General features: G+C 70.2%; 22 protein-coding genes and 1 pseudogene. 16 read left to right on the top strand and 7 right to left on the bottom strand.

The window, feature by feature from the left end; translation table 11 throughout:
• Positions 1-13: 13 nt before the first annotated feature.
• Positions 14-661, top strand: coding sequence for a LysE family translocator (locus ABGI63_RS14235; RefSeq protein WP_349743046.1), 648 nt, complete (start codon positions 14-16; stop codon positions 659-661).
• Here the strand turns inward: ABGI63_RS14235 and ABGI63_RS14240 are convergent.
• Positions 648-1,460, bottom strand: coding sequence for a class I SAM-dependent methyltransferase (locus ABGI63_RS14240; RefSeq protein WP_349743047.1), 813 nt, complete (start codon positions 1,458-1,460; stop codon positions 648-650). The two genes, ABGI63_RS14235 and ABGI63_RS14240, sit on opposite strands and share 14 nt — an antisense overlap.
• A 188-nt stretch (positions 1,461-1,648) precedes the next feature.
• Here ABGI63_RS14240 and ABGI63_RS14245 point away from each other — a divergent pair, with 188 nt between their 5' ends.
• Together ABGI63_RS14245 and ABGI63_RS14250 are read left to right on the top strand one after the other, a co-directional pair.
• A complete protein-coding gene (locus ABGI63_RS14245; RefSeq protein ID WP_349743049.1) occupies positions 1,649-2,188 on the top strand; it encodes an OsmC family protein in 540 nt (179 codons plus the stop codon).
• An 8-nt stretch (positions 2,189-2,196) separates the two neighbouring features.
• Positions 2,197-3,126: pseudogene (locus tag ABGI63_RS14250) on the top strand (AraC family transcriptional regulator); the annotation flags it as partial.
• 24 nt (positions 3,127-3,150) lie between these two features.
• Here ABGI63_RS14250 and ABGI63_RS14255 read toward each other — a convergent pair.
• A complete protein-coding gene (locus ABGI63_RS14255) occupies positions 3,151-4,200 on the bottom strand; it encodes a GGDEF domain-containing protein (RefSeq protein ID WP_349743050.1) in 1,050 nt (349 codons plus the stop codon).
• Positions 4,201-4,399: 199 nt separating this feature from the next.
• Between ABGI63_RS14255 and ABGI63_RS14260 the strand changes: the two genes are divergently transcribed.
• The 10 genes from ABGI63_RS14260 (at position 4,400) to ABGI63_RS14305 (ending at position 15,668) form a co-directional block, all read left to right on the top strand.
• Positions 4,400-5,611 (top strand): NAD(P)H-dependent flavin oxidoreductase, encoded by a 1,212-nt coding sequence (locus tag ABGI63_RS14260; protein ID WP_349743051.1) that lies wholly within the window; start codon positions 4,400-4,402, stop codon positions 5,609-5,611.
• Positions 5,612-5,849: 238 nt separating this feature from the next.
• Complete coding sequence (locus ABGI63_RS14265; RefSeq protein ID WP_349743053.1) at positions 5,850-6,575, top strand: DUF4198 domain-containing protein; 726 nt, start codon at positions 5,850-5,852, stop codon at positions 6,573-6,575.
• 91 nt (positions 6,576-6,666) lie between these two features.
• A complete protein-coding gene (locus tag ABGI63_RS14270; RefSeq protein WP_349743055.1) occupies positions 6,667-8,832 on the top strand; it encodes a TonB-dependent siderophore receptor in 2,166 nt (721 codons plus the stop codon).
• 4 nt (positions 8,833-8,836) lie between these two features.
• Positions 8,837-9,136 carry a hypothetical protein gene (locus ABGI63_RS14275; RefSeq protein WP_349743057.1) on the top strand — a complete coding sequence of 100 codons (300 nt, stop codon included), beginning with the start codon at positions 8,837-8,839 and terminating at the stop codon, positions 9,134-9,136.
• Positions 9,137-9,156: 20 nt separating this feature from the next.
• Entirely contained in the window at positions 9,157-11,295 is a 2,139-nt protein-coding gene (locus ABGI63_RS14280; protein ID WP_349743058.1) for a TonB-dependent siderophore receptor, read from the top strand.
• A gap of 2 nt (positions 11,296-11,297) precedes the next feature.
• Positions 11,298-12,917, top strand: a complete 1,620-nt coding sequence (locus ABGI63_RS14285; RefSeq protein ID WP_349743060.1) for a PepSY-associated TM helix domain-containing protein — start codon at positions 11,298-11,300, stop codon at positions 12,915-12,917.
• Entirely contained in the window at positions 12,917-13,258 is a 342-nt protein-coding gene (locus ABGI63_RS14290) for a DUF3325 family protein (protein ID WP_349743061.1), read from the top strand. The genes ABGI63_RS14285 and ABGI63_RS14290 overlap by 1 nt, the downstream gene beginning before the upstream one ends.
• A 43-nt stretch (positions 13,259-13,301) precedes the next feature.
• Positions 13,302-13,931, top strand: coding sequence for a glutathione S-transferase family protein (locus ABGI63_RS14295; protein WP_349743063.1), 630 nt, complete (start codon positions 13,302-13,304; stop codon positions 13,929-13,931).
• Between the two features lie 86 nt (positions 13,932-14,017).
• Entirely contained in the window at positions 14,018-15,127 is a 1,110-nt protein-coding gene (locus ABGI63_RS14300; RefSeq protein ID WP_349743065.1) for an ABC transporter substrate-binding protein, read from the top strand.
• Between the two features lie 61 nt (positions 15,128-15,188).
• Positions 15,189-15,668 (top strand): DUF6985 domain-containing protein, encoded by a 480-nt coding sequence (locus tag ABGI63_RS14305; RefSeq protein WP_349743067.1) that lies wholly within the window; start codon positions 15,189-15,191, stop codon positions 15,666-15,668.
• A 19-nt stretch (positions 15,669-15,687) separates the two neighbouring features.
• Here the strand turns inward: ABGI63_RS14305 and ABGI63_RS14310 are convergent, their stop codons facing one another.
• Genes ABGI63_RS14310 through ABGI63_RS14330 form a run of 5 tightly spaced genes read right to left on the bottom strand, consistent with a single transcriptional unit; the run spans position 15,688 to position 19,512 of the window.
• Entirely contained in the window at positions 15,688-17,523 is a 1,836-nt protein-coding gene (locus ABGI63_RS14310) for a hypothetical protein (RefSeq protein ID WP_349743069.1), read from the bottom strand.
• Positions 17,520-18,233: a PilW family protein gene (locus ABGI63_RS14315; RefSeq protein WP_349743070.1), complete on the bottom strand. Its 714-nt coding sequence runs from the start codon at positions 18,231-18,233 to the stop codon at positions 17,520-17,522. Before ABGI63_RS14315 ends, ABGI63_RS14310 begins: the two co-directional genes overlap by 4 nt.
• A gap of 4 nt (positions 18,234-18,237) precedes the next feature.
• A complete protein-coding gene (locus ABGI63_RS14320) occupies positions 18,238-18,648 on the bottom strand; it encodes a prepilin-type N-terminal cleavage/methylation domain-containing protein (protein ID WP_349743071.1) in 411 nt (136 codons plus the stop codon).
• A complete protein-coding gene (locus tag ABGI63_RS14325; protein WP_349743072.1) occupies positions 18,632-19,105 on the bottom strand; it encodes a prepilin-type N-terminal cleavage/methylation domain-containing protein in 474 nt (157 codons plus the stop codon). Before ABGI63_RS14325 ends, ABGI63_RS14320 begins: the two co-directional genes overlap by 17 nt.
• Entirely contained in the window at positions 19,099-19,512 is a 414-nt protein-coding gene (locus tag ABGI63_RS14330; protein ID WP_349743073.1) for a type IV pilin protein, read from the bottom strand. Before ABGI63_RS14330 ends, ABGI63_RS14325 begins: the two co-directional genes overlap by 7 nt.
• Positions 19,513-19,776: 264 nt before the next feature.
• Here ABGI63_RS14330 and ABGI63_RS14335 point away from each other — a divergent pair, with 264 nt between their 5' ends.
• The 3 genes from ABGI63_RS14335 to ABGI63_RS14345 are packed head-to-tail and all read left to right on the top strand — an operon-like array spanning position 19,777 to position 23,838.
• Positions 19,777-20,685: a DMT family transporter gene (locus tag ABGI63_RS14335; RefSeq protein WP_349743074.1), complete on the top strand. Its 909-nt coding sequence runs from the start codon at positions 19,777-19,779 to the stop codon at positions 20,683-20,685.
• Between the two features lie 4 nt (positions 20,686-20,689).
• Positions 20,690-21,478 carry an SDR family oxidoreductase gene (locus tag ABGI63_RS14340; protein ID WP_349743075.1) on the top strand — a complete coding sequence of 263 codons (789 nt, stop codon included), beginning with the start codon at positions 20,690-20,692 and terminating at the stop codon, positions 21,476-21,478.
• On the top strand, positions 21,478-23,838 hold the full coding sequence (locus tag ABGI63_RS14345; RefSeq protein WP_349743076.1) for a penicillin acylase family protein: 2,361 nt from the start codon (positions 21,478-21,480) through the stop codon (positions 23,836-23,838). Before ABGI63_RS14340 ends, ABGI63_RS14345 begins: the two co-directional genes overlap by 1 nt.
• Positions 23,839-23,850 lie beyond the last annotated feature (12 nt).

Raw genomic sequence — 23,850 nt, forward strand, 5'->3', positions numbered from 1 at the left:
TACAGTGCTGGGCATGGACTTCACCAGCACCTTGACCCTTTTTGCCCAGGCCCTGCTGATCGGCCTGGCGATCGCCGCACCGGTCGGCCCGATCGGCCTGCTGACGATCCAGCGCAGCCTGCAGCAGGGCCCGCAGGCCGGCCTGGCCACCGGCCTGGGCGCGGCCGTGGCCGACGCGCTTTATGGCGCGGTGGGTGCCTACGGCGTCGGCGCCGTGATCACGGCGCTGGCGGCGGCACGGCTGCCGCTGGCCCTGGGCGGCGCGGCCTTTCTGCTCTATATGGCCTGGGGCCTGTGGCGCGCGCCGGCGGCGCAGCTGAGCGCCCGGCCCGCGGTGTCGGGCCACAGCCTGTGGCGCTACTTTGCCGGCACGGTGCTGCTGACCCTGTCCAACCCGGCGACCATCTTCTCCTTCATCGCGGTGTTCGGTGCCTTGTCGGCGCGCTCGGCCTCGGCCTCGCCGGGCCTGGTGGTGCTGGGAGTGTTTGTCGGCTCGGCCCTGTGGTGGCTGGCGCTGAGTGCCGGGGTCGGGCGGCTGCGCCAGCGCTTCGATGCGCGCTGGCAGCGCTGCGTGCAGCGCAGCAGCGCCGTGGCGCTGGCCGGCTTCGCGCTGTGGCAGCTGGGTGGCCTGCTGGGCCCGGCCGGGCTCAGCGCCGGGTGATGACGAGCTCCAGATAGGCGCTGGGCACCACCAGCGAGTCCGGAGCGGCCCGGTTCAGGCCGTTCAGCAGTGCACTGATGTCCTGCTCCAGCAGGCCGGCCTGCTCGGCCGGCAGGGCCGCGAAGGCCTTGTGCACCGGCCCGTACCAGCTGCGGAACACCTCGATGAAATGGGCGGCCGAGCGGTAGCGGAAGTTGAACAGCCGCGGCGTCACCGCGATGGCCGCCGCCCGCTCGCCGAACAGGGTTTGCAGATGGCTCTCGACGCCCCAGAGCGAGGGTGAGGGCACGCCGGCCGGCGGCGGCAGATGGCGGCCCAGGGTCTTGAAGAGCTGGCCGACAAAGCCCTCGGGCGTCCAGTTGGCCAGGCCGATGCGCCCGCCGGGCCGGCAGACCCGGGCCAGCTCCGCGGCGGCGCGGGCCTGGTCGGGCGCGAACATCACGCCGAAGCTGGACAGCACGGCGTCGAAGCTGTCGTCCTCGAAGGGCAGGGCCTCGGCATCGGCAAGCTGGAACTTCAGGTCCAGGCGCTCGGCGCGGGCACGCTCGGCGCCGCGCTCCAGCAGGCCCGGCACATAGTCGGTGGACGTGACCCGGCAGCCGCGCCGCGCCGCCGCCAGGCTGGCATTGCCGTTGCCGGCCGCCACATCGAGCACGCGCTCGTCGCAGCGCAGATCGCAGGCCTCGGCCAGCTGCTCGCCGACGATTTGCAGGCTGGTGCCGATGACGGCGTAGTCGCCGCTGGCCCAGGCGGTCTGCTGGCGGGCCTTCAGGGCGGCGAGGTCGGGGGTGCTGCTCATGGTGAGGATCTCCGGTGATGGTGGCAAGGCGGGGGCCAGCGATCTCTGGACCTGGTCCCACTGTGGCGCTGCGCTTGCCCAGCCGTCCTGCCCTTACGTCGCTGTGAGCTGTCCCAGCGTCCGGCATCCCCTGTTTGACGACTCGGCGCAGAATGCTGCAGCGCAGCCAGTCTCCGAAAGGCAAGTCCATGATCGATCAGCAGTCCGATATTGCTGCGGCCCTGGCGCGAGCGCGCGCGGTGCTGCAGCGCCGCCCCGCGAGCGGCCTGCATGACGATGCCCCGGCCACCGCGCGCTGGGATGGCGGCTGCCGCGTCACGGCCCGGCATGCCAATGGCACCGAGATCGCCAGCGACATGCCGGCCGAGCTCGGCGGCGGCGGTGCGCTCGTCACGCCGGGCTGGCTGTTCCGCGCCGGCCTGGCCTCTTGCGCCACCACCTCCATCGTGCTGACCGCCGCCAGCGAAGGGGTGGTACTGACGGCCTTGGAGGTGCGGGCCTGCAGCCGCTCGGACACCCGCGGCCTGCTGGGCATGAGCGAGGCCGATGGCCGCCCGGTGCCCGGTGGCCCGAGCGATCTGCGGCTGCAGGTGCGCATTGCCGCGCCTGGCGTGGCGCCGCAGCGGCTGCGTGCGCTGGTGGCGCAGGGCCTGCGCTGCTCGCCGGTGCCCAATGCGGTGCAGCAGGCCACCGGCCTGGCGCTGCAGATCGACATCGACCCCGCTTGAGCGCCGGCATGGACGCACTCTCGGAGACGCTTCGCATCGTGCGTCTGGTCGGCGCGATCTTTCTGCAGGGGCGTTTCAGCGCGCCCTGGTGCTATCAGTCGCCCAGCGCCGATGCGGCCGCGCCGCTGCTGGAGCCGGGCGCCGAGCGGGTGGTGATCTTTCATCTGATCACCGATGGCGAGTGCCATGTCGAGCTGGGCGATGCACCGCCTCTGCATCTGGTGGCCGGCGATGCGGTGCTGTTCACGCAGGGTGATGCGCACCGGATGACATCGACACCGGGCCTGCCGCCGGCGCAGGGCGCGCGCCTGGACGAGGTGCTCGCGCGCCGGCCGCGGCGGCTGGCCTATGGCGGCGGCGGGGCGAGGACGCGCCTGGTCTGCGGCTATCTGGCCTGCGATGCCCGGCTGGCGCGGCTGCTGTTGACGGGCCTTCCTCCGGTGCTGCGTGTGCATGTGCGCGGCAGCGAGGCCGGCGACTGGCTGGAGGCCTCGCTGCGCTATGCGCTGGCCCAGGCGCGTTCGCCACAGCCCGGCGCCGAGGGCCTGCTGGCCAAGCTGGCCGAGCTGCTCTTTATCGAGGTGCTGCGTCTGCATATGAACACGCCGGGAGAGGGGCGCAGTGGCTGGCTGGCCGGCATGGGCGATCCCGTGGTCGGCGCGGCCCTGCATGGCATGCACCAGCAGCCGGCCCGGGCCTGGACCCTGGACGCGTTGGCACGCCATGCCGGCAGCTCGCGCTCGGTGCTGGCCGAGCGCTTCCAGCGCCTGGTCGGCAGCGCGCCGATGCAGTACATGACCCAGTGGCGCCTGCTGCTGGCGGCCAATCTGCTGCGCCACAGCAGCGCCCAGCTGAGCCGCATTGCCGAGCAGGTCGGCTATCAGACCGACACCGCCTTCAGCCGGGCCTTCCGGCGCGAGTACGGCGCGCCGCCGGCGGCCTGGCGGCGCAGCCAGGCCGTGCTAGGCAGCCTTCGCGGCCAGCACGGTCACGCAGTTGCGCCCGCTGCGCTTGGAGGCGTAGAGGGCGCGGTCGGCGCGCTCGAAGAAGTCGTTGGCGCTCTCGCCGCGAGCCAGCTGGGTGACGCCCAGCGATAGCGTGACGCGCTCCAGCGGCACGGCCGCCGATGCCAGCGCCGCGCCGCGCCGGATGCGGCTGGCGGCGATCTTGCTGCGCAGCTGCTCGGCCAGTTGCTGGGCTTCGAGCAGATTGCTGGCGGGCAGCAGCAGCGCGAACTCCTCGCCGCCGACACGGGTCACCAGATGCGGCTGCGGCGCCAGGCTCTTGAGGCTGTCGGCCACCGCGCGCAGCACCTGGTCGCCGAAGGAATGGCCGTAGCTGTCATTGACCCGTTTGAAGAAGTCGATATCGCCCAGCACCAGGCAGGGCGCGGCCGCATCGGCATGCTCGCGGCTCAGGCACTGCGCCAGCTGCTGCTCGAAGGCGCGGCGGTTGCCCAGTCCGGTCAGCGCGTCGACCAAGGCCTCGCTGCGCGCCTGGCTGACCTCGTGGCGCAGCGCGGCGATCTCGGCCTGGTTGGCGTCCAGGCGCTGCTGCAGCTGGGCCATGGCCGCGCGCATCTCGCGCGTGCCGGCCATCAGCGCTTGCAAGAGCTCGGCCTGCTCGTCCTGGGCCGCGTCGAGCAGCTGGCTGCTCCACAGCAGCAGCGACTGGTCGAAGCGCGCGGTCTGGTCGCCGGCATGGGCGGCCGAGCTGGCCATGTTCTCCAGCACCCGGCTCAGGCTGTCGCTGACGCGCTGGGCCTCCTCGGGGTCCAGCCCCGGCTGGGCCACATGGTGCTGGTACAGCGCAGCGGTCTGGGCCTCGGTCAGCCCCAGACCGTCGCGGGTCTGCTCGGCCAGGGCCTCGGCGAGGCGCGGGTTGCGGCCGCTGACGAACTCGTACCAGACCGCATAGCTGTGCGGATGCAGCGCGCTGCGCTGCTTGGTCATCAGGGGCAGGGCCAGGCGCAGGTATTCGGCGCTCCTGGCCACGCTGTCGGGGTATCGCATCGGTGTTCCCTCTTGTCCGTTCGGGCCATGGCCCGTCTCCTCTGCTCCCGGACGGTCTGGCACGCCGCTGTATCGGCAGCGCTGCAAGGCGCTTGAGGCACTGAATGGGCCTGGAACTGCGGGCGGGCTGATTTTTGTCAACTATGCACGGCTCGCGGGCCCTTAGCGTGGCGACCTGTCCGCCCCGAGAGTGCCCACCATGCCCGAGCTTGATCCGATCACCCCCTTCTTCCACGCGCTGCTGCAGCACAGCGGCCTGCGGTCGCTGCGCCTGCGCGGCCGCGAGTTGCTGCCCATCGTGCAGGGCGGCATGGGGGTGGGCATCAGCGCCCAGGGCCTGGCCGGCGCGGTGGCGGCGGCCGGTGCGGTGGGCACGCTCAGCTCGGTGGACCTGCGCCGCCACCACCCCGACCTGATGGCGCGCACCGAGGGTCAGCATGCCGGCGTGGCTGCCAAGCAGGCCATCGATGCGGCCAATCTGGAGGCGCTGCGGCGCGAGATCGCCGGCGCCCGCGCGCGCAGCGGCGGGCGCGGCCTGCTGGCGCTGAATGTGATGCGCGCGGTCAGCGAGTACGCGGCCTCGGTGAAGACGGCGCTGGAGGCCGGCATCGATGCGGTGGTGGTGGGGGCGGGCCTGCCGCTGGACCTGCCGGACCTGGCCCAGGACCATCCCGACACCTTGCTGATTCCGATACTCAGCGATGCGCGCGGCGTGCAGCTGATCGTCAAGAAATGGGAGCGCAAGAAGCGCCTGCCGGACGCCATCGTGATCGAGCATCCGCGCCTGGCCGGCGGCCATCTGGGCGCGGCCCGGGTGGCCGACCTGCAGGACCCACGCTTTGATTTCGAGCGCGCCATTCCCGAGTGCCTGGCCTTCTTCGAGAAGGCCGGCCTGGCCGGCCAGATCCCGCTGATCGCGGCCGGCGGCGTGCGCAGCCATGCCGACATCCGGCGCCTGCAGGGCCTGGGCGCCGCCGGCGTGCAGCTGGGCACACCCTTCGCGGTCACCCAGGAGTGCGATGCCCATCCCGGTTTCAAGCGCGTGCTGGCCGAGGCCGGCGAGGACGAGATGCTGGAGTTCACCAGCGTGGCCGGCCTGCCGGCGCGCGCGGTCGCCACGCCCTGGCTGAAGAACTATCTGCGCGCCGAGCCGCGCCTGCAGGCGGTGGCCCATGCCAAGAGCCGCTGCACCAAGGCCTTCGACTGCCTGGCGCAGTGCGGGCTGCGTGACGGGCTGCCGGGCTGGGGCCAGTTCTGCATCGACAACCAGCTGGCCGCCGCGCTGCGTGGCGACCTGGCCAAGGGCTTGTTCTTCCGCGGCGTCGGCGCGCTGCCCTTCGGCCGGGAGATCCGCTCGGTGGGCGAGTTGCTGCAGCGCTTGCTCGGGCCGGGGCGGCCGGCTGCAGCCTGATGGCAACGCCGGCCCGACGCCGATTGTGATTTTTGTTTTCGCGCTTTACAATAATAATCATTCGCATTTAGGCGAATAAACCCATGCCCGCCGACCCGGCTGCCGAGCGCAGCCCGGGCTCGCGCCCGCCAGCCGCCGTGTTCACGGCCCGCCAGCTCTCCCGGATGCCCGCCCATGCCGCCCCTGCCCATCGCAGGCCGGCCGGGCCCTGCCTTTCGTAATCGAGGAGTTCTCACCGATGTTGATGATCAAGTCGCACCAGGCCTTGCTGGCCACCGTCCTGCTGGCCGCTGCCGCCGGCGCCCAGGCTCACCAGATCTGGATCGAGCAGGACGCCGCCGGCGCCCGCCTGTACCTGGGCGAATTCGGCGACAACCTGCGCGAGACCTCGCCGGGCATGCTGGACAAGTTCACCCAGACCTCGGCCACGCTGCTGACCGCCAAGGGCGAGCAGGCGGTGGCACTGGACAAGCAGGCCAGTGGCTTTGTCATCAAGACCCGCGCCATCGCCGGCGAATCGATCGTCGGGCAGGAGCTGGGCTTCCCCTCGTGGGAGCGCAAGCAAGGCGACAAGGTCGAGCGCCATGTCTGGGTGCCGGCGGCCCGCTGGGTCGGCGACTTCGCGGCCCGCGCCCCCCAGCTGACCCTCGATCTGGTGCCGACCGGCCAGCCGGGCCAGTTCCAGGTTTTCTACAAGGGTCAGCCACTGCCCGAGGCCAAGGTCGAGGTGGTGGCCGCGTCGGGCTGGTCGCGCGAGGTGCAGGCCGACAAGAGCGGGCTGATCAGCGTCGCACTGCCGTGGAAGAGCGCCTACGCGCTGGAGGCCAAGCACACCGACAAGGGCGGCGTCGAGCGCGCCGGCCAGAAATTCGATGTCGGCGTCTATGTGACCACGCTGAGCTTCAGCCTGCCTCAGGGCCTGGAGTCGCCGCCGCCACCGCCGGCCGCGACGCCGGCGAAGTAAGCCCGTCGACCCTCTGTGCAGCACGCGCCCGCCGGGCGCGCTGGCGCAGCCTTGCCGGCTGCGCGACCGATCTTCCTGAAATCCTGTCCCGATGTCCTACCCTGATCAACAAAAGAAAACCGTCGTTGTGGCCCTGAGCCTGGCCCTGCTGTCGCTGGGCGCGGCCCGCGCCGCTGATACCGATGCCGACACCGAAGCGGGCCAGGGCGGCCGCAAGCTCGAGAAGGTCGTCGTGAACGGCGCCCGCAAGACCCTGACGGCCGCCACCGGCAAGCTGGGCCTGAGCGCGCGCGAGACGCCGCAGTCGCTCAGCATCATCGACCGCGAGCGTATCGAGCTCGAATCGCTGACCAGCATCGATGCGGTGCTGCAGAACGTCACCGGCATCAATGTGACCTTCTACGACACGCAGCGCCCGCTCTACTATGCGCGCGGCTTCCAGATCACCGACTTCCAGGTCGACGGCGTGCCGACCTATAGCGGCGGCACCAACCAGGAGTACGACACCGCGCTGTACGAGCGCATCGAGGTCCTGCGCGGCGCCAACGGCCTGCTCAGCGGCGCCGGCAATCCCTCGGCCACGGTCAATATGCTGCGCAAGCGCGCCCAGCGCGGCTTCGAGGCCTCGGTGGCCGCGAGCCTGGGGTCCTGGAACCAGCGCCGCCTGGAGGGCGATCTGAACCTGCCGCTGACGGCCGATGGCCGGGTGCGCAGCCGCTTCGTCACCGCGCTGCAGCAGCGCGACAGCTTCCGCGACCGCTACAGCGAGCGCAAGACCAGCTATCTGGGCGTGGTCGAGGCCGATCTGCTGCCCGGCACCACGGTGCAACTCGGCTACCAGAACCAGGACAACGTGCCCGAGGCGCCGATCTGGGGCACGATTCCCCGCTTTGCCGCCGATGGCTCGCTGGCCAAGCTGCCGCGTTCGACCAGCTTCTCGCCGAGCTGGACCCGCTGGTCGCGCCAGTCGGGTACCACCTATGCGACCCTGGATCAGCGCCTGGGCGCCGACTGGACGCTGAAGGCCATCTACAACCGCAGCAAGGGCGATTCGATGAGCCTGCGCACCTATGGCGACGGCTATGCCGATCCCGTCACCGGTGCCGGTCTGCGCTTGCTGGCCGGCGTCGGCGAGAGCAGGGAAACGCGCGACAGCCTGGACATCTACGCCAATGGCCGGTTTGCCTTGTTCGGCCGCCAGCATGAGCTGATGCTGGGCGCAAGCTACTTCAAGACCGAGACGCACACGCCGACGCTCAGCTCGGTGGCCGGCTGGAGCTATGCGATCCCCAATATCTACACCTGGGACGGCTCGGCACCGGCGCCGACCTACGGCCGCACCGGCGCCTCGCGCATCGGCACGACCGAGCAGCTGGGCCTGTTCGCGTCGGCCCGCTGGCGGCTGCGCGACGATCTGGCGCTGATCACCGGAGCAAGGCTGAACGACTGGGAAACCAGGACCGACGCGTACAACACCAGCGGCCGCTACACCGCCACCACCGGCGCCTACAAGATCAGCGACGAGGTCACACCCTATATCGGCCTGGTCTACGACCTGAACAGCGAGTTTTCGCTCTACGCCAGCTATACCGACATCTTCAAGCCGCAGAACGCGCGCGACAAGAGTGACAACCTGCTGGCGCCGGTGCTGGGCTCCAGCAAGGAGATGGGGATCAAGGCCGAGCTGCTGGACAAGCGCCTGAACCTGTCCTTCGCCGTCTTCGAAGCCCAGCAGGACAACTACGCGGTGCGTGATATGTCGATACCCGACAGCTTCAAGCTGCCCGACGGCAGCTATCCGCAGATCGGCGTCAACGGCACCAAGAGCCGCGGCTTCGAGTTCGATGTGGCCGGCCAGCTGAGCCCCGGCTGGACCCTCAATGCCGGCCTCTCGCAAACCAAGATCACGCGCCACAAGAACGACCTGATCTATGCCAATCTGCCCAAGCACGAGCTGCAGCTGTCCACCAGCTACCGCCTGCCCGGCGCCTGGGAACGCCTGACCGTCGGCGGCGGCCTCAACTGGCAGAGCCAGATCACCGGCTACAACATCCCGCATCCGACGCTGGGCGCGGTGACGGTGGAGCAGAAGGCCTATGCCCTGGTCAATCTGCATGCCAGCTACCGTCTCAATGACCGGCTGAGCCTGGGCCTGTCGCTGCGCAATGCGCTGGACGAGAGCTACTGGGCCAATCTCGACTATCCCAACTACGGTGACCCGCGCAGCGTGATGCTGACCTTGCGCGGTCGCTTCTGAGGCGATGGCCAAGACCGCTGTGGGCTGGCGCTACCGCGTCGACGTCGCCTCCCGCGCGCTGGCCGCGCTGGGCGGCGGCTATCTGCAGGCCGCTGCGGTGGCGGCCGTCTGCGCCGTCCACCTGCCGGCGCTGGGCGTCGCGCGCAGCGAGGCCGCGGTCGGCGGCGTGATGCTGGCCTTCATCGCCTATGCCTGTGCCTTCATGACGGCCTTTGCCTGCCGCAGCGCGCTGCGCGCCTGGGCCTGGACCCTGGGCCCGGCCCTGCCGCTGGGCGCGGCGGTGCTGCTGCCGCGCTGGCTTTGAATCAAAACAACCCGCTCACCATGAACACCCACACCATTCCCCGTCTGCTGCCCCTGGTCGCGCTGCTGGCGCAGGCCGCCTGGGCCCAGGCCAAACCCGAGACCAGCGAGCCCGCCGAGACCAACACCTTGCCGGTCGTGCGCGTGCAGGGCAGCAAGGAGAGCGCCAGCGGCCCGGTCAGCGGCTTCGTCGCGCGCCGTGCCAGCAGCGCCAGCAAGACCGACACGCCGCTGATCGAGACGCCACAGGCGATCTCGGTGATCACGGCCGACCGGATCGAGGCCCAGGGCGCGACCACGCTGCGCCAGACCACCGCCTATGCGGCTGGCATCGTCTCGTCCTACTTCGACAGCCGGGTCGATTCCTTCACCGCGCGCGGCGGCAGCGTCAGCCAGTACCAGGACGGGCTGCTGCGCAGCTACGGCACCTACAACACGGCAAGACCCGACCCCTACACGCTGGAGCGGGTCGAGCTGGTGCGCGGACCGGCCTCGGTGCTGTACGGCCAGGGCAGCATCGGCGGGGTGCTGAATCTGGTGTCCAAGCGCCCGCAGGCCCAGACGCGACGCGAAGTGCAGCTGCAGCTGGGCAGCTTCGAGCGCAAGCAGATCGCGGCCGACCTGAGCGGCGCCATCGACGCCGCCGGGCAATGGACCTACCGGCTGGTGGCGGTCAAGCGTGACAGCGGCAGCCAGGTCGATCATGTGGGCGATGACCGCCTGGTGCTGGCGCCCTCGCTGAGCTGGCAGCCCAGCGCCGCCACCTCGCTGACCCTGCAGGCGCTGCACCAGCGCGACAAGAGCGGCTCGCTGATCGGTTTCTTCCCCTGGCAGGGCACCCGCTTGGGCAACCCGCCCCATGGCCAGATCCCGACCTCTACCTTCATCAGCGAGCCCGGCTGGGACGCCTACGACAGCGACCAGGACTCGCTCGCCTATCTGTTCAGCCATCGCTTCAACGAGACCTGGACCCTGCGCCAGAACCTGCGTTACACCGAAAGCGCGGTCGACTACCGCACCATCTACACCAGCTTCACCGCGACCGGCCGGCCGGTCTTCAACACCGACGGCCGCACGCTGGAGCGCGATCTGGTCTGGAACCTCAACGGCGGCACGATGGCCTTGCTGGACACCCAGCTGGAGGGCCGGCTGCAACTGGGCCGCTGGCAGCACACGACCCTGATCGGGCTGGACGCACAGAAGAACCGAAGCACCTCGCGCGCCTTCCGGGCCCGTGCGCCGGCCATCGATGCCTACCGGCCGGTCTATGGCAATTTCACCGCACCGACCACGACCACGGCGGCGCCGCCGGTCGACCAGCAGCAGCTGGGCCTGTATCTGCAAGACCATGCCAAGTTCGACGAACGCTGGGTCGCGGTGCTGGGCCTGCGCCGCGACCATGCCAAGACCGACAGCCACAGCGGTCGGCGCGACGCCAAGACCGAGGACCGGGCCACCAGCCACCGCGCCGGCCTGCTGTACCTGGGCGAGGGCGGTTGGTCGCCCTATCTGAGCTATTCCGAATCGTTCCAGCCGCTGGGCGGGCTCGATGCCTATGGCACGCCGTACAAGCCCCAGGTCGGCAAGCAATGGGAGGCCGGCGTCAAATGGCAGCCGCTGGAGCGGCGCATCTCGGCCAGCGCCACGGTCTACGATCTGCGCGACACCAACCGCAAGACCGCCGACCCGGCCAACCCGCTGAACAGCCTGCAGCTCGGCGAGGTGCGGGTGCGCGGCCTGGAGCTGGAGAGCGCCGGCAGCCTGGCCGGCCATCTGGATTGGACCCTGGGCTATGCCTATACCGATGCCAAGATTTCGCGCAGCAATGGCGCCGATCAAGGCCAGCCGGTGGCGGGCATAGCCAAGCACAGCGCCTCGGCCTGGCTGACCCAGCACTTCAGCCTGGGCGGGCGCAGCGGCTTCAGCGCCGGCGCCGGGCTGCGCCATGTCGGCGGCTCCTGGTCCGGCACGCCGCTGATCGACACGCCGTCCTCGACCCTGCTCGATGCGATGCTGGCCTATGACCAGGGCGATTGGCGCCTGAGCCTGAATGCGGTGAACCTGGCCGACAAGGTGCAGATCACCCAATGCCTGGCACGCGGCGACTGCTTCTACGGCCAGCGCCGCACCGTCAACGCCACCCTCGCTTACCGCTTCTGACCATGCGAGCCGATGGTGCCAAAGAGGGCTTCCGCCAGGCCATGGCCTGGCTGCACACCTGGGCCGGCCTGGTGCTGGGCTGGCTGCTGTTCGCGATTTTTCTGAGCGGCACGCTGGCTTTCTTCAAGCTGGAGCTCAACCACTGGAGCCGGCCCGAGCTGCATGGGCTGGGCGTGGCCCAGGCGCTGGACGCGGCCGTGCTGGCCCGCGCCGAGGCCAGCCTGCACGGGCTGGCGCCGGCCGCGCAGAGCTGGCGCCTGAGCCTGCCGGACGAGCGCCGGCCGGTGGCCGCGCTGAGCTGGCGCGAGGCGCCCGATCCCGCCAAGCCGGGGCAGCGTGCCAGGTTCGAGCAGCGCTGGCTGGACCCAGCCAATGGCATGCCGGTCGAGGCGCGCGCCACCTTCGGCGCCGGCGAGTTTTTCTACCGTTTCCATTTCGAGCTGCGCTCGGCCCAGCAAAGCCGCTGGATCCTGGAAGGGCGCTGGCTGGTCGGGCTGGCGACGCTCTTGATGTTCGTCGCGCTGCTCAGCGGGATCGTCACGCACCGGCGCTTCTTCAAGGACTTCTTCACCTTCAGGCCCGGCGCGAAGGCGGCCCAGCGGGCCTGGCTCGATGCCCACAATGTCAGCGGCGTGCTGGCCCTGCCTTTTTATCTGCTGATCACCTTCAGCGGGCTGATGACACTGCACAGCCTCTACATGCCCTCGGGCATCGCGGCGGCCTATGGCAAGAACAGCGGCGCCTACTTCAGCGAGCTGGCCGGCGATCCGCTGCCGCGCAACCGTGGTCTGACGCCGAAACCGGGTGAGACCGAGCCCCTGCCGCTGCTGGGGGAGGGTGCCTGGGACCGGCTGCTGAGCCAGGCCCGGGCCGAGTGGCCCGATGGCCGCATCGAGGCGGTGTCGTTGCTGCGCGAGGGTGGCCAGACCCTGGTGGAGTTCAATCGCCATGAGGGCGACCGGCTGCAGTACCGCAGCCCGCGCCAGGTCTTCGATGCCGGCAGCGGCGAACGCCTGCACCTGGCCGACACCGATGCGCCGGCCGCCAAGACCTATGGCGTGCTCTACGGCCTGCATATCGCCCGCTTTGCCGGCCTGCCGCTGCGCTGGCTGCTGTTCGGCTTCGGCCTGCTGGGCAGCGCGATGATCGCGACCGGCCTGGTGCTGTGGTGCGTCAAGCGCCGCGCCGAGGCCGAGCGCCGCGGGCCGGCACGGCTGGGCTTCGGCCATCGCCTGGTCGCGCTGCTGAATATCACGGCCATTGCCGGCCTGCCGCTGGCGATGGCGGGTTTCTTCTATGCCAACCGGCTGCTGCCGCTGGGGCTGGCGCAGCGGCCCGATGCGGAGCTGAAGGTGTTCTTCGCGGTCTGGGGCGCCAGCCTGCTGATCGCGATGGCGGGTGGCGGCTGGCGCCTGGTGTTCGGGCTGGGCGCGCTGGCTTTTGCCGGCCTGCCGTTGCTCGATGTGCTGCAGGCCGGCGCACCGCCGGGCGGCATGCTGTTGGGCATCGATCTGGCCTTTCTGAGCGGCGCGGCGCTGCTGGGCTGTCTGGCCTGGAAATGCCGGCCGGCAGCGACCCATCGGGCAAGACCTGGCCCCGCCGGCCAGGTGGAGGGCGCCTGATGTCATCGCCATCGTTCCTGCTGCATCCCTTGCTATGCTGCCTGGCCGCGTTCGCCGCGCTGTGCCTGGCGATGGAGCGTCACCATCAGGACGCGCTGGGCCAGACGCCGAGCCCGGCCTGGCGCCGCGGCTTGCGTGCGCTGGCGCTGCTGGCGTTCGCGTTCTCGTGGCTGACCGTCTGGCCGCGCCCGGACACCGGCATCGCCTGGACCGAATGGGGCGCCCAGCTGACCCTGGCCGCGCTGGCTGTGGTGGCACTGGCAACCTGGCGGCCGCTGTGGCTGGCGCCGGCCCTGCTGCTGAGCTCGGGCGGGGCCTTGCTGCTGGGCGCCTGGCTCTGATCGGGTAAGCTCGGCCGCGTCGGTACGCAGCCAGAGCACTCCCATGTACACCTTGTTCGGCAGCCCGGGCTCAGGCTCGGCGATGATAGAAATGGCGCTGGAGCGCATCGGCCAGCCCTGGCAGCTGCGCCGCGCCTCGTCCTGGGAACCCGACTCCGAGCAGGCCGAGCTGCGCCGCCACAATCCTCTGCTGCAGATCCCGACTCTGCTGCTGCCGGACGGCGCCGTGCTCAGCGAGAGCGCCGCCATCCTGATCCATCTGGGCCTGGTCCATCCCGAAGCCGGGCTGCTGTCGAGCGAGCCGGCGGCACGGGCCCAGGCGCTGCGCGGCCTGGTCTTCATTGCCGCCAACTGCTATGCGAGCATCGGTGTGATCGACTTTCCCGAACGCGTGTGTGCCGAGGCCGATGCCGACATCCGCGAGCGCATCCAGCGTGGCGCGCGCGCGCAGCTGCATCGCCAATGGGAGATCTTTGCCGATCAGTTTCCGGCCGCCCCCTTTCTGAACGGCGAGCGTACCGGCGCGCTGGACTTCATGGCCGTGGTGGTGTCGCGCTGGTCGGGCGCGCGCGCGCATCTGGCGAAGCAGCGGCCCGATTTCCATGCGCTGCTGCGGCGCATCGAGGCCGAGGCGGACCTGGCGCCGCTGCTGGCCCGCCACTGGCCGGCGTGACCAATTGCTCACATTTAGCCCGCTTTTGCGCGGCTGGGTGTCGAGCGGCTTTGCCACAATCGCCCCCAATCAAAAGGGAGACACCCATGCGCCTGCGTTCTGTTGCGATAGCCCTGTGCTGCGGTCTGGGACTGACGGCCGGGGCCTGGGCCCAGATCAAGATCGGCCAGACCGCCGGTTTCAGCGGGCCGGTGGCGGCCGGGGTCAAGGAGACGACCGATGGCGCCAAGCTCTATCTGAACTCGGTCAATGCCGCCGGCGGCATCAATGGCCAGAGCATCGAGCTGATCTCGCTGGACGACAAGTTCGAGCCGCCGCTGGCGGCCGAGAACGCCAAGAAGCTGATCGAGCAGGGCGTGCTCGCGCTGTTCCTGAACCGCGGCACGCCGCACAGCCAGGCCATCCTGCCGCTGCTGGCCGAGCACAAGCTGGCCCTGGTCGCACCGTCGACCGGCGCGATGCTGCTGCACAAGCCGGTCAATCCTTATGTGTTCAACGTGCGCGCGACCTACCAGCGCGAGGCCGAGCGCGCGATCCAGCATCTGGTCGGCATGGGGGTCAGCCGCATCGCGCTGGCCCAGGTCGATGACAGCTTTGGCGCCGATGCCGCCACCGGTGCGCTCAAGGGCCTGCAGGTGGCCAAGCTGCAGGCGGTCGCCCATCTGGTGTTCCCGCGCGTCAAGCCGGATCTGGCGCCCTTGATGGCACAGCTGGCCAAGGCCGATGTGCAGGCCTTGCTCTTCATCGGCTCGGGCGACACGGTGGTCGAGGGCATCCAGGCGCTGCGCGCCGCCGGCTCGAATGCGCAGGTGGCGACGCTGTCCAACAATGCCTCGGCGGGCTTCGTCAAACGGCTGGACAAGCTCGGCCGTGGCGTCATCGTCAGCCAGGTCTTCCCGTCCGAGCGCTCGCTGAACACGCCGATGATCCGCGAGGCCCACGAGCTGGCCAAGGCCGCCGGCCTGGCCGAGTTGACCCCCTCCAATCTGGAGGGCTTCGCCGCCGCCAAGGTGCTGGTGGCCGGCCTGCGCAAGGCCGGCAAGGACCTCAGCCGCGCCAGCCTGGTGCGCGCGCTCGACGGGCTCGGCAAATACGATCTGGGCGGCCTCGAACTGCATTTCAGCAGCAGCGACCACACCGGCCTGGACTACGCCGATCTGGCCATCATCGGGCCGGATGGGAAGTTCTGGCGCTGAGGGCGCCGCCACCGGTCGTCAATCGCAGGCAGGCCATCGAGCCTGAAGGAGGGGGCTCACGATGTTTGGTTTGTTCAAGACTTCGGATCTCGATCATCCGCAACTCGGCGTGCTGGGCTGGCGGCGAGGCTGCTGGCGCGGCGAGATCAGCCTCTCCCCGTATGGCCGGGTGCCTTTGGTGCTCGGTGGAACGCGCAAAGGGCCTGATGCGCAGGCGCTCTCGCAGGCGTTGACGTTGGCCGAGAATTTCGCGGCTGTTCGCCACTCGCTGCAGCAGGCCTTGTTCGAGCATTACGAGCCTTATGCCGAGGCGGTTCGAGCCGGCGAGTTGCGGCCCGATGACGATGGGTTGGCGGAGCTCAGCGATCCCGCCGAGGCCTTGCGCAAGGCCTCGCTGGTGGCCGTCGTCGTCGTGCCGCTCGATGACGAGATGGCGACCGAGCTCTGCTACGAGGTTCCCTGGGATCGCGAGCACCTGCTCGGCGCGTGCTTTCGTGGGCGGCAATGGATCGAGCTGTGCGGCAGCACTTTGCTGCCCTGAACCTGGCCGGTCGACCCGTCTATCGATAGCTCGACCACAGCAGCTTCGCGCTGGCCGGTTGGCCGACTTTGAGCGGGTTCTCGCCGGGCTTGAAGGTGCTGGGCAGATTGCGCAGGTCGATCTTGGTGCTGGCACCGAAGGCGTTGTTGCCGCCGTGATTGCCCATGCGGGCGGCCACCACATGGCCGTGCACGGTGGTGTTGCCGCCGGTCAGCAGCAGATCGCCGGCCAGCACATCGCCATAGACATGGTTGGCGGCGGTCAGGTCGATGCGGCCGCCGCTGTAGCTGGCGCCGACATAGCCGCCGGCCGCGAAGGCGATATTGCCTAGCGGCTGCGGCTTCAGCTCGGCGCTGCTGCAATAAGCCCGTGGCGCCAGGCCGGCAAAGAGGCTGTTGTTGCAGACCTTGGCGTAGCCGGCGTAGTTGAGCGCCTCGGTCGTGTTGTTGCCGGCGGTCTTGATATCGCCGGTGGCGATGAAGCTGTTCGCGTAGTCGCCCTGGCCGGCGACCAGATTGCCCTTGAACCAGGCCACGCCCGGCGCCATGCTGGTGCCGGCCAGCATCCAGGTCTGGCTGACGGTGTCGTAGCTCAGGCAGCTGTTGTAGTTGGAGTGGCCGGCACAGATCTTGGCCACGCAGCTGGCGGCGGCATAGCTGGCGCTGCTGCACAGCCAGTCCTGGTTGGCGCCGCTGCCGGCCAGGAAGTAGCGGCCGTCGGGAATGCCGCTGACCTGGTTGACGGTCACCACCGTGCGGTTGTCGGCGTCGCGTTCGAACTGATAGTTCGAGGCGGCACGGTACTCGTAGGCGTCGATGCGGGGCGAGCTGATCGTGGTCGGGGTCAGCGCCGTCAGGGCCACCCGCAGGCCGGCCACGCGGCTCATCACGACTTGGCTGTTCCAGCCTGGCTTCGTCAGGCTCTGGCCATACTGGCCGCTGGCCACCGCGCCGTTGCTGCCCTCGCTATAGCTGCCCTGCACCAGGGCTTCGGCCGTGATCTTGGCATTGCTGCCGCTGGCATTGCCCTGGGTCTTGAGCATGCTGACGCTGGCGCTGCCCAGCTGCACATCGCCGATCGCCGACACGGCCACCACCTGGTTGCTCTCCAGGCTGACCGCGCCGTTGGCCGTCAGCGTGCCGGCCGATACGCCGCCCTTGAGCGTGATGTCCCGCATCGCGCTGAGCTTGTTGTAGCTGCCGCTACCGCTGAGCGTGATGCTGCCTTCGGAGAACACCGTCGCGATGCTGGTGCTGCCACCCAGCGTGACGCTGTCGGAGGCATAGAGGTGGTTGATGCCGCTGAGGCTGCCGGCGCCGCTGACCCTGCCGTCGACGATCAGCCGGGCCTTGTCGTCGCCCAGCACCTGCAGATCGCCGGACAGGTCCAGATTGCCCTTGATATTGATCGCATCGCTGCCCGAGGTGCCGCCGCCACCGGGCTTGCCGCTGGCGCAATAGACCAGGGCCAGCAAGGCATTGGCGCCGCCGCTGCTGCCGGTGAGCTGGGCCGCGACCTTGGTGGCGCCCTCGCAGTCGGGGTCGGCGGCGCTGACCGTGCTGATGCCGGCGCTGACGCCGTCCAGGCCGGTGAACGCCACCGCGCTGCCGGCCTCCAGCTCGGCCGCCTTGGCCGCGCCGAGCTGGTAGAGATACTGGCGCAGCGCCTCGGCGCCGCCCCAGGCCTTCAGCTGCGCCTGGGTCTGGGCATGGACGGTGCGGGCCTGTGACTGCGAGCCGCTGACCGCATAGACCGCGCCGAACACCAGGCCGGCCAGGCCCAGGCCCAACAGCATCATGAACAGCACCGAGGCCACGCCGCGCTGCGGCGCTGAGAGAGGAGTCTTGCGTGTCATTGGATGAGGTTGGCCAGGCAGGAGGTGTAACGATTGCTGGCGCCGCTGACGCTGCCCGCATAGGCGAGGCTGACCTCGACCGGCGCGCTTGGCGCCGCCATGCCGGTCATCGCCTCGGGCAGCGCGCCATAAGGCCAGCAGCCGGCCGCGCGCCGCGCCGCGATGCCCACCGGCTCGCTGAGCTGCTCGGCCGCCACCAGGCTGCGTCGGGCCCATTCGAGCTGGTTCCAGCGCGTGGCCAGCGGATGGCAGCTGCCCTCGGCGCGCAGCAGCAGCAGGGCGCGGCTGTCGGGCTCGGCCAGCAGTGCATGGCAGACCTGCTGGGCCGGGTCGGCCGACAGCGTGGGGTTGCTGATCCAGACCAGGGCATTGCCGGCCGCCGCCGCACTGCTGAGCGCCTGGGTCTGGCCGCTCAGGCGTGCGCCGCTGAGCGCCGCCTCGCGCAGGAGGATCAGATGGCTGTCGCTGGCCGCGCCCTTGATGCCGTAGCCGGCCGCCTGCAAGGCGATCTGCGCGCTCAGCAGGCCCGAGGCCAGCTGGCCGTCCTGGCTGCTGCTCTTCACCAGGCCGCCATCCTTCATCAACTGCTGCACGGTGCTGCGGTACAGGCTCATGCCGCCGACCACCGCCAGCAGCGCGATCACCATGCCCACCATCAAGCCGATCAGGCTGGTGCCGGCCTGGCGCTGCGGCCTCTTCGTCCCTGCCATCGCGTCAATTCCTCAGTGTCAGCGTGCCGGGACCCAGCAGGGTTTCGGCGTCGAGTTCATACAGCACCTGGGCCAGCGTGACGCTTTTGCTGCTGCCGGCAATGCTGACGGTCACCGGCGTCACGATGCAGGTCTTCTGCACATCGCTGATGCTCAGCGTCGCCCCCAGCTGCAGATCGCTGCTGCGGGTGGCCGTGCCGCTGGCCGGGCAGCCGCCGGCCAGGCCGGCGCTTTGCAGCTCGGCCCTGATGCCTTGCACCGCCAGGCTCTGGGCCTTGTGGTATTTGTGGGCGACCAGGGTGCGGCTCAGCGCGTAGACCAGGCCCAGGCCGATCACGCCCAGCAGCAGCACCGCCACCATGGCCTCGACCAGGCTGGCGCCGCGCTGGGTTCTCTTTCTATTCAAGCCAGCCATTGACGGGCTCCTCCTTGTGTCGGGCTATGCGATAGGCCAGCTCGGTGGTGCACAGCCCTGAACCGACCGCGCTGTCGAGCAGCTGGCCGGCGCTGTCCATCGCCAGGCAGGCGCTGTCCTGCTCGGCCAGCTGGATGCGGGCCGGGGGGGTGGCCTGCCAGCGTGCGCCGGCGCAGGCCAGTTCATCGGGTCGACCGCGATGCACGCACAGCCGGCCGGGCAGGCTCAGCAGCACGGCCGCCGCCTCGCCCATCGGCCGGGCCTCGGGGTTGCGCAAGGCCTGGGCCTTGAGCTCGGCCATGGCCTGGCGCAGCTGGGCCTGGCTCTGGCGCATCGCGGCCTGGTCGACCCAGCTGGCGGTCAGCGCGCTGCCGCCCAGGGCCAGCAGCAGCATCAGGGCGACCACCACCATCAGCTCGATCAGGCCGATGCCGCGCTGGCCGTGCCGTCTCACCATGCGCTGAAGCCGCAGGCGCTGCTGGCGCCGCGGCGGTTGTCATGGCCCAGGGTCAGCACGCAGCCGGAGAGACTGCCCTTGCCGGTGGCGGTCAGGGTGTAGCTGCTGGCATCGCTGGCCAGGCTGTAGCTGAAATGGCCGGCCTGGGTCGGGGCCCAGCCCTTGAAAAGCGTGGTGGTGGCGGCGGTCTTGTCGGCATGGACCGGATAGCGCAGCTGCAGCTGGAAGCTGTTTTCCATGTTCAGCGCCAGCGCGGCGAGGTCGGCGCTGGCGTCCTTGGCCCGGCTCTTGGCGATGAAGCTGGTGTAGGCGGGCACGGCGACGGCGGCCAGGATGCCGGCCACGACGACGGCAATCATCAGTTCGACCAAGGTGAAACCGCCTTGTCGGCCGGATTTGTGAAGCATGTGCATATTGTTTTCTCTCCCCCGAGAACTAACGCCAATTTGAACCATTGGTATTTTTATATGTAACCAAACTAATACCAATTGTTACCTATCTTGGCGAATCGGCCCGGCACAAGTTCACACCGGGCGACGCTTTCTTGCGCCTGGGGGGCGGGCTGTCGCCTCGGTGGCAGGCAGGGCGGGCCGCTCATGCTGCGCGCCAGCCGCCCGGCAGCGCAGGTTGCGGCCGGGTCGGGTGCGCAGGCACCCTAGAATCGGCGGCCCATGTCCAGCCCTACCGCGCCCGCTGCCGTTTCCCCCTTGTGGCCGGGCCTTTTGCTGGCCTCGCTGGGCGCGATCGCGTTCTCCGGCAAGGCCATCATCGTCAAGCTGGCCTATCGCCACGGCGTCGATGCGGTGACCCTGATCATGCTGCGCATGGTGTTCGCGCTGCCGCTGTTCCTGGTCCTGAGCTGGTGGGCCGGTCGCGGCAAACCCCCGCTGACCCGGCGCGACTGGCTGGTGATCCTGGGCCTGGGCTTCTCGGGCTACTACCTGGCGAGCTTTCTGGACTTCGCCGGCCTGGCCTATATCAGCGCCAGCTTCGAGCGCCTGATCCTCTATTTGAACCCGACCATCGTGCTCTTCCTGGGCTGGGTGCTGTTCCGGCGCCGGGTCACCGGCCGCCAGCTGATCGCGCTGGCGGTCAGCTATGCCGGCGTGCTGCTGGTGTTCGGCCAGGAGCTGCAGTTGCAGGGCAGCGATGTGCTGCTGGGCGCGGCCCTGGTGTTCGGCAGCGCGCTGAGCTATGCGCTCTACCTGGTCTACAGCGGCGAGGAGGTCAAGCGCCTGGGCGCGCTGCGCCTGACCGGGCTGGCGACCACGGTGGCCTGCCTGCTGTGCATCGCGCAGTTCCTGCTCTTGCGCCCGCTGGGCTCGCTGGCGAGCCTGGCTCCCGAGGTGCTGTGGCTGTCGCTGCTGAACGCCACCGCCTGCACTTTCGCGCCGGTGCTGATGGTGATGATGGCGATCGAGCGCATCGGTGCGACGATGGCGGCGCAGACCGGCATGATTGGGCCGATGTCCACCATCCTGATGGGCGTGTGGATACTCGGCGAGCCCTTCACCCCCTGGGTGGCTGCCGGCACGGTGCTGGTGATGGGCGGGGTGTGGCTGTTGACCAAGTGGAGATAGAGCAATGGATTTCGGACTGAATGGCCGCTGGGCCCTGGTGTGCGCGGCCAGCAAGGGATTGGGGCGCGGCTGCGCCGAGGCCCTGGTGGGCGAGGGCGTCAATGTGGTGATCACGGCGCGCGGCGCCGAGACGCTGGAGGCCACCGCCGCGGCGCTGCGGGCAATGAACCCCGCCGTCGAAGTGCGCACGGTGGCCGGCGACATCGCCACCGCCGAGGGCCGCGCGGCGGCGCTGGCGGCCTGCCCGCAGGTCGACATCCTGGTCAACAACGCCGGCGGTCCGCCGCCCGGCGATTTCCGCGACTGGGACCGTGAGCAGTGGATCGCCGCGCTGGACGCGAACATGCTGACCCCGATCGCGCTCATCAAGGCCACGGTGGACGGCATGGGCGAGCGCGGCTTCGGCCGCATCGTCAACATCACCTCGGGCGCGGTCAAGGCGCCGATCGATGTGCTGGGTTTGAGCAACGGCGCGCGCTCGGGCCTGACCGGCTTCGTCGCCGGCATCGCCCGCCAGGCCCGCATCGCCGGCCGCAATGTGACGATCAACAATCTGCTGCCCGGCGCCTTCGATACCGAGCGCCTGCAGAAGACCATGGTGGCCGGCGCGGCCAAGAGCGGTGTCTCGGCCGAGGAGATGGCGGCCAAGCGCCGCGTCACCATCCCGGCCCAGCGCTTCGGCTCGGCCGCCGAGTTCGGCGCGATCTGCGCGATGCTGTGCAGCGCCCAGGCCGGCTATCTGACCGGGCAGAACATCCTGCTCGACGGCGGCGCCTACCCCGGCACCTTCTGATGCGCTGGCTGCGCCGACTGCTGCTGGGCCTGCTGGCCCTGGTGCTGCTGATCGCACTGGCCGCCTGGCTGGCCTTGCGCGCCAGCCTGCCGGCCTACGAAGGCGAGGCGCGCAGCGCGGTCAGCGCGGCGGTGGCGCTGACGCGCGACGAGCGCGGCTACCTGAGCATCGGCGCGGCCAACCGGGCCGACGCGGCGCAGGCCCTGGGCTACAGCCATGCCCAGGAACGCTTCTTCCAGATGGACCTGATGCGGCGCAACGCGGCCGGCGAGCTGGCCGCGCTGTTCGGCGCCAAGGCGCTGCCGCTAGACCAGGGACGCCGGCTGCACCGCTTCCGCCACCGCGCCGCGGTGGCGCTGGCGGCCCTGCCGGCCGAGCAGCGCAGCCTGCTCGACGCCTACACGGCCGGCGTCAACGAGGGCCTGGCGGCCCTGGGCGCGTGGCCCTTCGAGTACCTGATCCTGCGCCAGGAGCCCCGGCCCTGGCAGAGCACCGATTCGCTGCTGGTGATCTACAGCATGTATCTGGACCTGCAGTCCTCGCAGGGCCGCGACGATCTGGCGATGGGTGTGCTGAAGCACAGTGTGCCCCCCGACTGGTATGCCTTCCTGACCCAGCACAGCAGCGACTGGCAGGCAGCGATCGACGGCAGCCGTGTGCAGCCGGTGGCGGTGCCGGCCACGCCGCTGCCCGAGGCGCTGCGCGCCGCCAAGCTGGCCTGCCGGGGCGACTGCGGGCTGCAGGACAGCCGCGATATCGGCAGCAACAACTTCGCCGTCAGCGGCGCGCTGAGCCCGCATGGCGCGGCCATCCTGGCCGACGATATGCATCTGGGCCTGCGCGTGCCGGCGATCTGGTTCAAGGCCCAGCTGCGCTGGACCGAGGCCGGGCGCTCCCACCAGGTCACCGGCGTCAGCCTGCCGGGCACGCCGGCCATCGTGGCCGGCAGCAATGGCGCCGTGGCCTGGGGCTTCACCAATGCCACGGCCGACTGGGCCGATGTCGTGGTGCTCAAGCTCAACGCCGCCGGCAGCCATTACCAGAGCCCGCAGGGCGAGCTGCCGCTGAGCCGCCATCTCGAGCGCATCGAGGTGGCCGGCGGCGCGACGGTCGAGCATGAGGTGCAGGAAACGATCTGGGGCCCACGTCTGGCGGCCCCCTTCGAGGCTCATGCCTTGCGCTGGGTGGCCCACGATGTCGAGGGCCTCAATCTGCGCCTGCTGGGCCTGGAGCGGGCCGGCTCGGTGGAGCAGGCGCTGCAGGCCGCGCGCGGCGCCGGCCTGCCGGCGCAGAACCTGTTGGTGGCCGATGCCGCCGGCCACATCGGCTGGACCCTGGCTGCCGCGCTGCCCAAGCGCGAGCTGGACGATCTGAATGTGCCGCAGGACTGGAGCGATGGCCGCCAGGGCTGGCGTGGCTACCTCGGCGCGGCCGACCCCGCCTGGCCGCAGCTGGCCAAGCCCGCCGAGGGCCGGCTCTGGACCGCCAATGCCCGCACGGTCGGCGGCGCGGCGCTGGCCCTGATCGGCGAGGGCGGCTACGACCTCGGTGCGCGCGGCCAGCAGATCCGCGACGGCCTGTTCGCCAAGCCCAAGCTGGGCGAGGCCGATCTGCACGACATCCAGCTCGACCACCGCGCGCTGTTCCTGCAGCGCTGGCGCCGGCTGCTGCTCGATGAGGTGCTGAGGCCGGCGTTCGTGCAGCAGCATGGCCTGGCGGACTACCGCGCCGCCATCGAGCGCAGCGCCGCAGCGGCCGGTCCGGACGCGGTCGGCTACCGGCTGTTGCGCGGCTGGCGCGAGCAGGTTCTGGAACAGCTGTTCGCGCCGCTGGCGGCCCTGCTGGAGTCGCACCAGCTGCGCCTGCGCGATCTGAAGCTGGCGCCCGAGACGCCCGGCTGGGCCCTGCTGCAGGCGCGCCGTGCCGACACGCTGCCGCAGGCGCAGGCCTCGTGGCAGGCCCTGCTGGAGCAGGCGGTGCTGGACAGCCGCAAGAAGATCCTCGAAGCCACGCCCAGCCGCCAGCTGGCCGACGCCAACTGGGGCGAGCAGAACCGCGCCGCGATCAGGCATCCGTTGAGCCAGGCCCTGCCGCTGCTGGGCCCCTGGCTGGACATGCCGGACACGCCGCTGGCCGGCGATCGCCATATGCCGCGGGTGCAGCAGAGCGTGCATGGCCAGTCCCAGCGCATGGTGGTGGCGCCGGGCCAGGAGGCCCGGGGCATTCTGAGCGTGCCGGCCGGCCAGTCCGGCCACCCGCTGTCGCCGTTCTACCGCGCCGATCACCAGGCCTGGCTGCAGGGTCAGGCCTTGCCCTTCCTGCCCGGCGAGACGCGCTACACGCTGACGCTGCGCCCCTGATCGCCGGGCGGA

This window comes from Roseateles cavernae (assembly GCF_040187885.1).
GTDB classification, from domain to species: Bacteria; Pseudomonadota; Gammaproteobacteria; order Burkholderiales; family Burkholderiaceae_C; genus Roseateles_E; species Roseateles_E cavernae.

What these genes read in the sequence shown, in the direction of transcription:
- ABGI63_RS14245 (WP_349743049.1), top strand. Translation starts at nt 1,649, where the DNA reads ATGATCGATCAGCAGTCCGATATTGCTGCGGCCCTGGCGCGAGCGCGC.
- ABGI63_RS14300 (WP_349743065.1), top strand. Translation starts at nt 14,018, where the DNA reads ATGCGCCTGCGTTCTGTTGCGATAGCCCTGTGCTGCGGTCTGGGACTG.
- ABGI63_RS14260 (WP_349743051.1), top strand. Translation starts at nt 4,400, where the DNA reads ATGCCCGAGCTTGATCCGATCACCCCCTTCTTCCACGCGCTGCTGCAG.
- ABGI63_RS14345 (WP_349743076.1), top strand. Translation starts at nt 21,478, where the DNA reads ATGCGCTGGCTGCGCCGACTGCTGCTGGGCCTGCTGGCCCTGGTGCTG.
- ABGI63_RS14295 (WP_349743063.1), top strand. Translation starts at nt 13,302, where the DNA reads ATGTACACCTTGTTCGGCAGCCCGGGCTCAGGCTCGGCGATGATAGAA.
- ABGI63_RS14305 (WP_349743067.1), top strand. Translation starts at nt 15,189, where the DNA reads ATGTTTGGTTTGTTCAAGACTTCGGATCTCGATCATCCGCAACTCGGC.
- ABGI63_RS14280 (WP_349743058.1), top strand. Translation starts at nt 9,157, where the DNA reads ATGAACACCCACACCATTCCCCGTCTGCTGCCCCTGGTCGCGCTGCTG.
- ABGI63_RS14270 (WP_349743055.1), top strand. Translation starts at nt 6,667, where the DNA reads ATGTCCTACCCTGATCAACAAAAGAAAACCGTCGTTGTGGCCCTGAGC.
- ABGI63_RS14240 (WP_349743047.1), bottom strand. Translation starts at nt 1,460, where the DNA reads ATGAGCAGCACCCCCGACCTCGCCGCCCTGAAGGCCCGCCAGCAGACC.
- ABGI63_RS14235 (WP_349743046.1), top strand. Translation starts at nt 14, where the DNA reads ATGGACTTCACCAGCACCTTGACCCTTTTTGCCCAGGCCCTGCTGATC.
- ABGI63_RS14310 (WP_349743069.1), bottom strand. Translation starts at nt 17,523, where the DNA reads ATGACACGCAAGACTCCTCTCTCAGCGCCGCAGCGCGGCGTGGCCTCG.
- ABGI63_RS14325 (WP_349743072.1), bottom strand. Translation starts at nt 19,105, where the DNA reads ATGGTGAGACGGCACGGCCAGCGCGGCATCGGCCTGATCGAGCTGATG.
- ABGI63_RS14330 (WP_349743073.1), bottom strand. Translation starts at nt 19,512, where the DNA reads ATGCTTCACAAATCCGGCCGACAAGGCGGTTTCACCTTGGTCGAACTG.
- ABGI63_RS14340 (WP_349743075.1), top strand. Translation starts at nt 20,690, where the DNA reads ATGGATTTCGGACTGAATGGCCGCTGGGCCCTGGTGTGCGCGGCCAGC.
- ABGI63_RS14335 (WP_349743074.1), top strand. Translation starts at nt 19,777, where the DNA reads ATGTCCAGCCCTACCGCGCCCGCTGCCGTTTCCCCCTTGTGGCCGGGC.
- ABGI63_RS14275 (WP_349743057.1), top strand. Translation starts at nt 8,837, where the DNA reads ATGGCCAAGACCGCTGTGGGCTGGCGCTACCGCGTCGACGTCGCCTCC.
- ABGI63_RS14265 (WP_349743053.1), top strand. Translation starts at nt 5,850, where the DNA reads ATGTTGATGATCAAGTCGCACCAGGCCTTGCTGGCCACCGTCCTGCTG.
- ABGI63_RS14320 (WP_349743071.1), bottom strand. Translation starts at nt 18,648, where the DNA reads ATGGCTGGCTTGAATAGAAAGAGAACCCAGCGCGGCGCCAGCCTGGTC.
- ABGI63_RS14285 (WP_349743060.1), top strand. Translation starts at nt 11,298, where the DNA reads ATGCGAGCCGATGGTGCCAAAGAGGGCTTCCGCCAGGCCATGGCCTGG.
- ABGI63_RS14290 (WP_349743061.1), top strand. Translation starts at nt 12,917, where the DNA reads ATGTCATCGCCATCGTTCCTGCTGCATCCCTTGCTATGCTGCCTGGCC.
- ABGI63_RS14315 (WP_349743070.1), bottom strand. Translation starts at nt 18,233, where the DNA reads ATGGCAGGGACGAAGAGGCCGCAGCGCCAGGCCGGCACCAGCCTGATC.
- ABGI63_RS14255 (WP_349743050.1), bottom strand. Translation starts at nt 4,200, where the DNA reads ATGCGATACCCCGACAGCGTGGCCAGGAGCGCCGAATACCTGCGCCTG.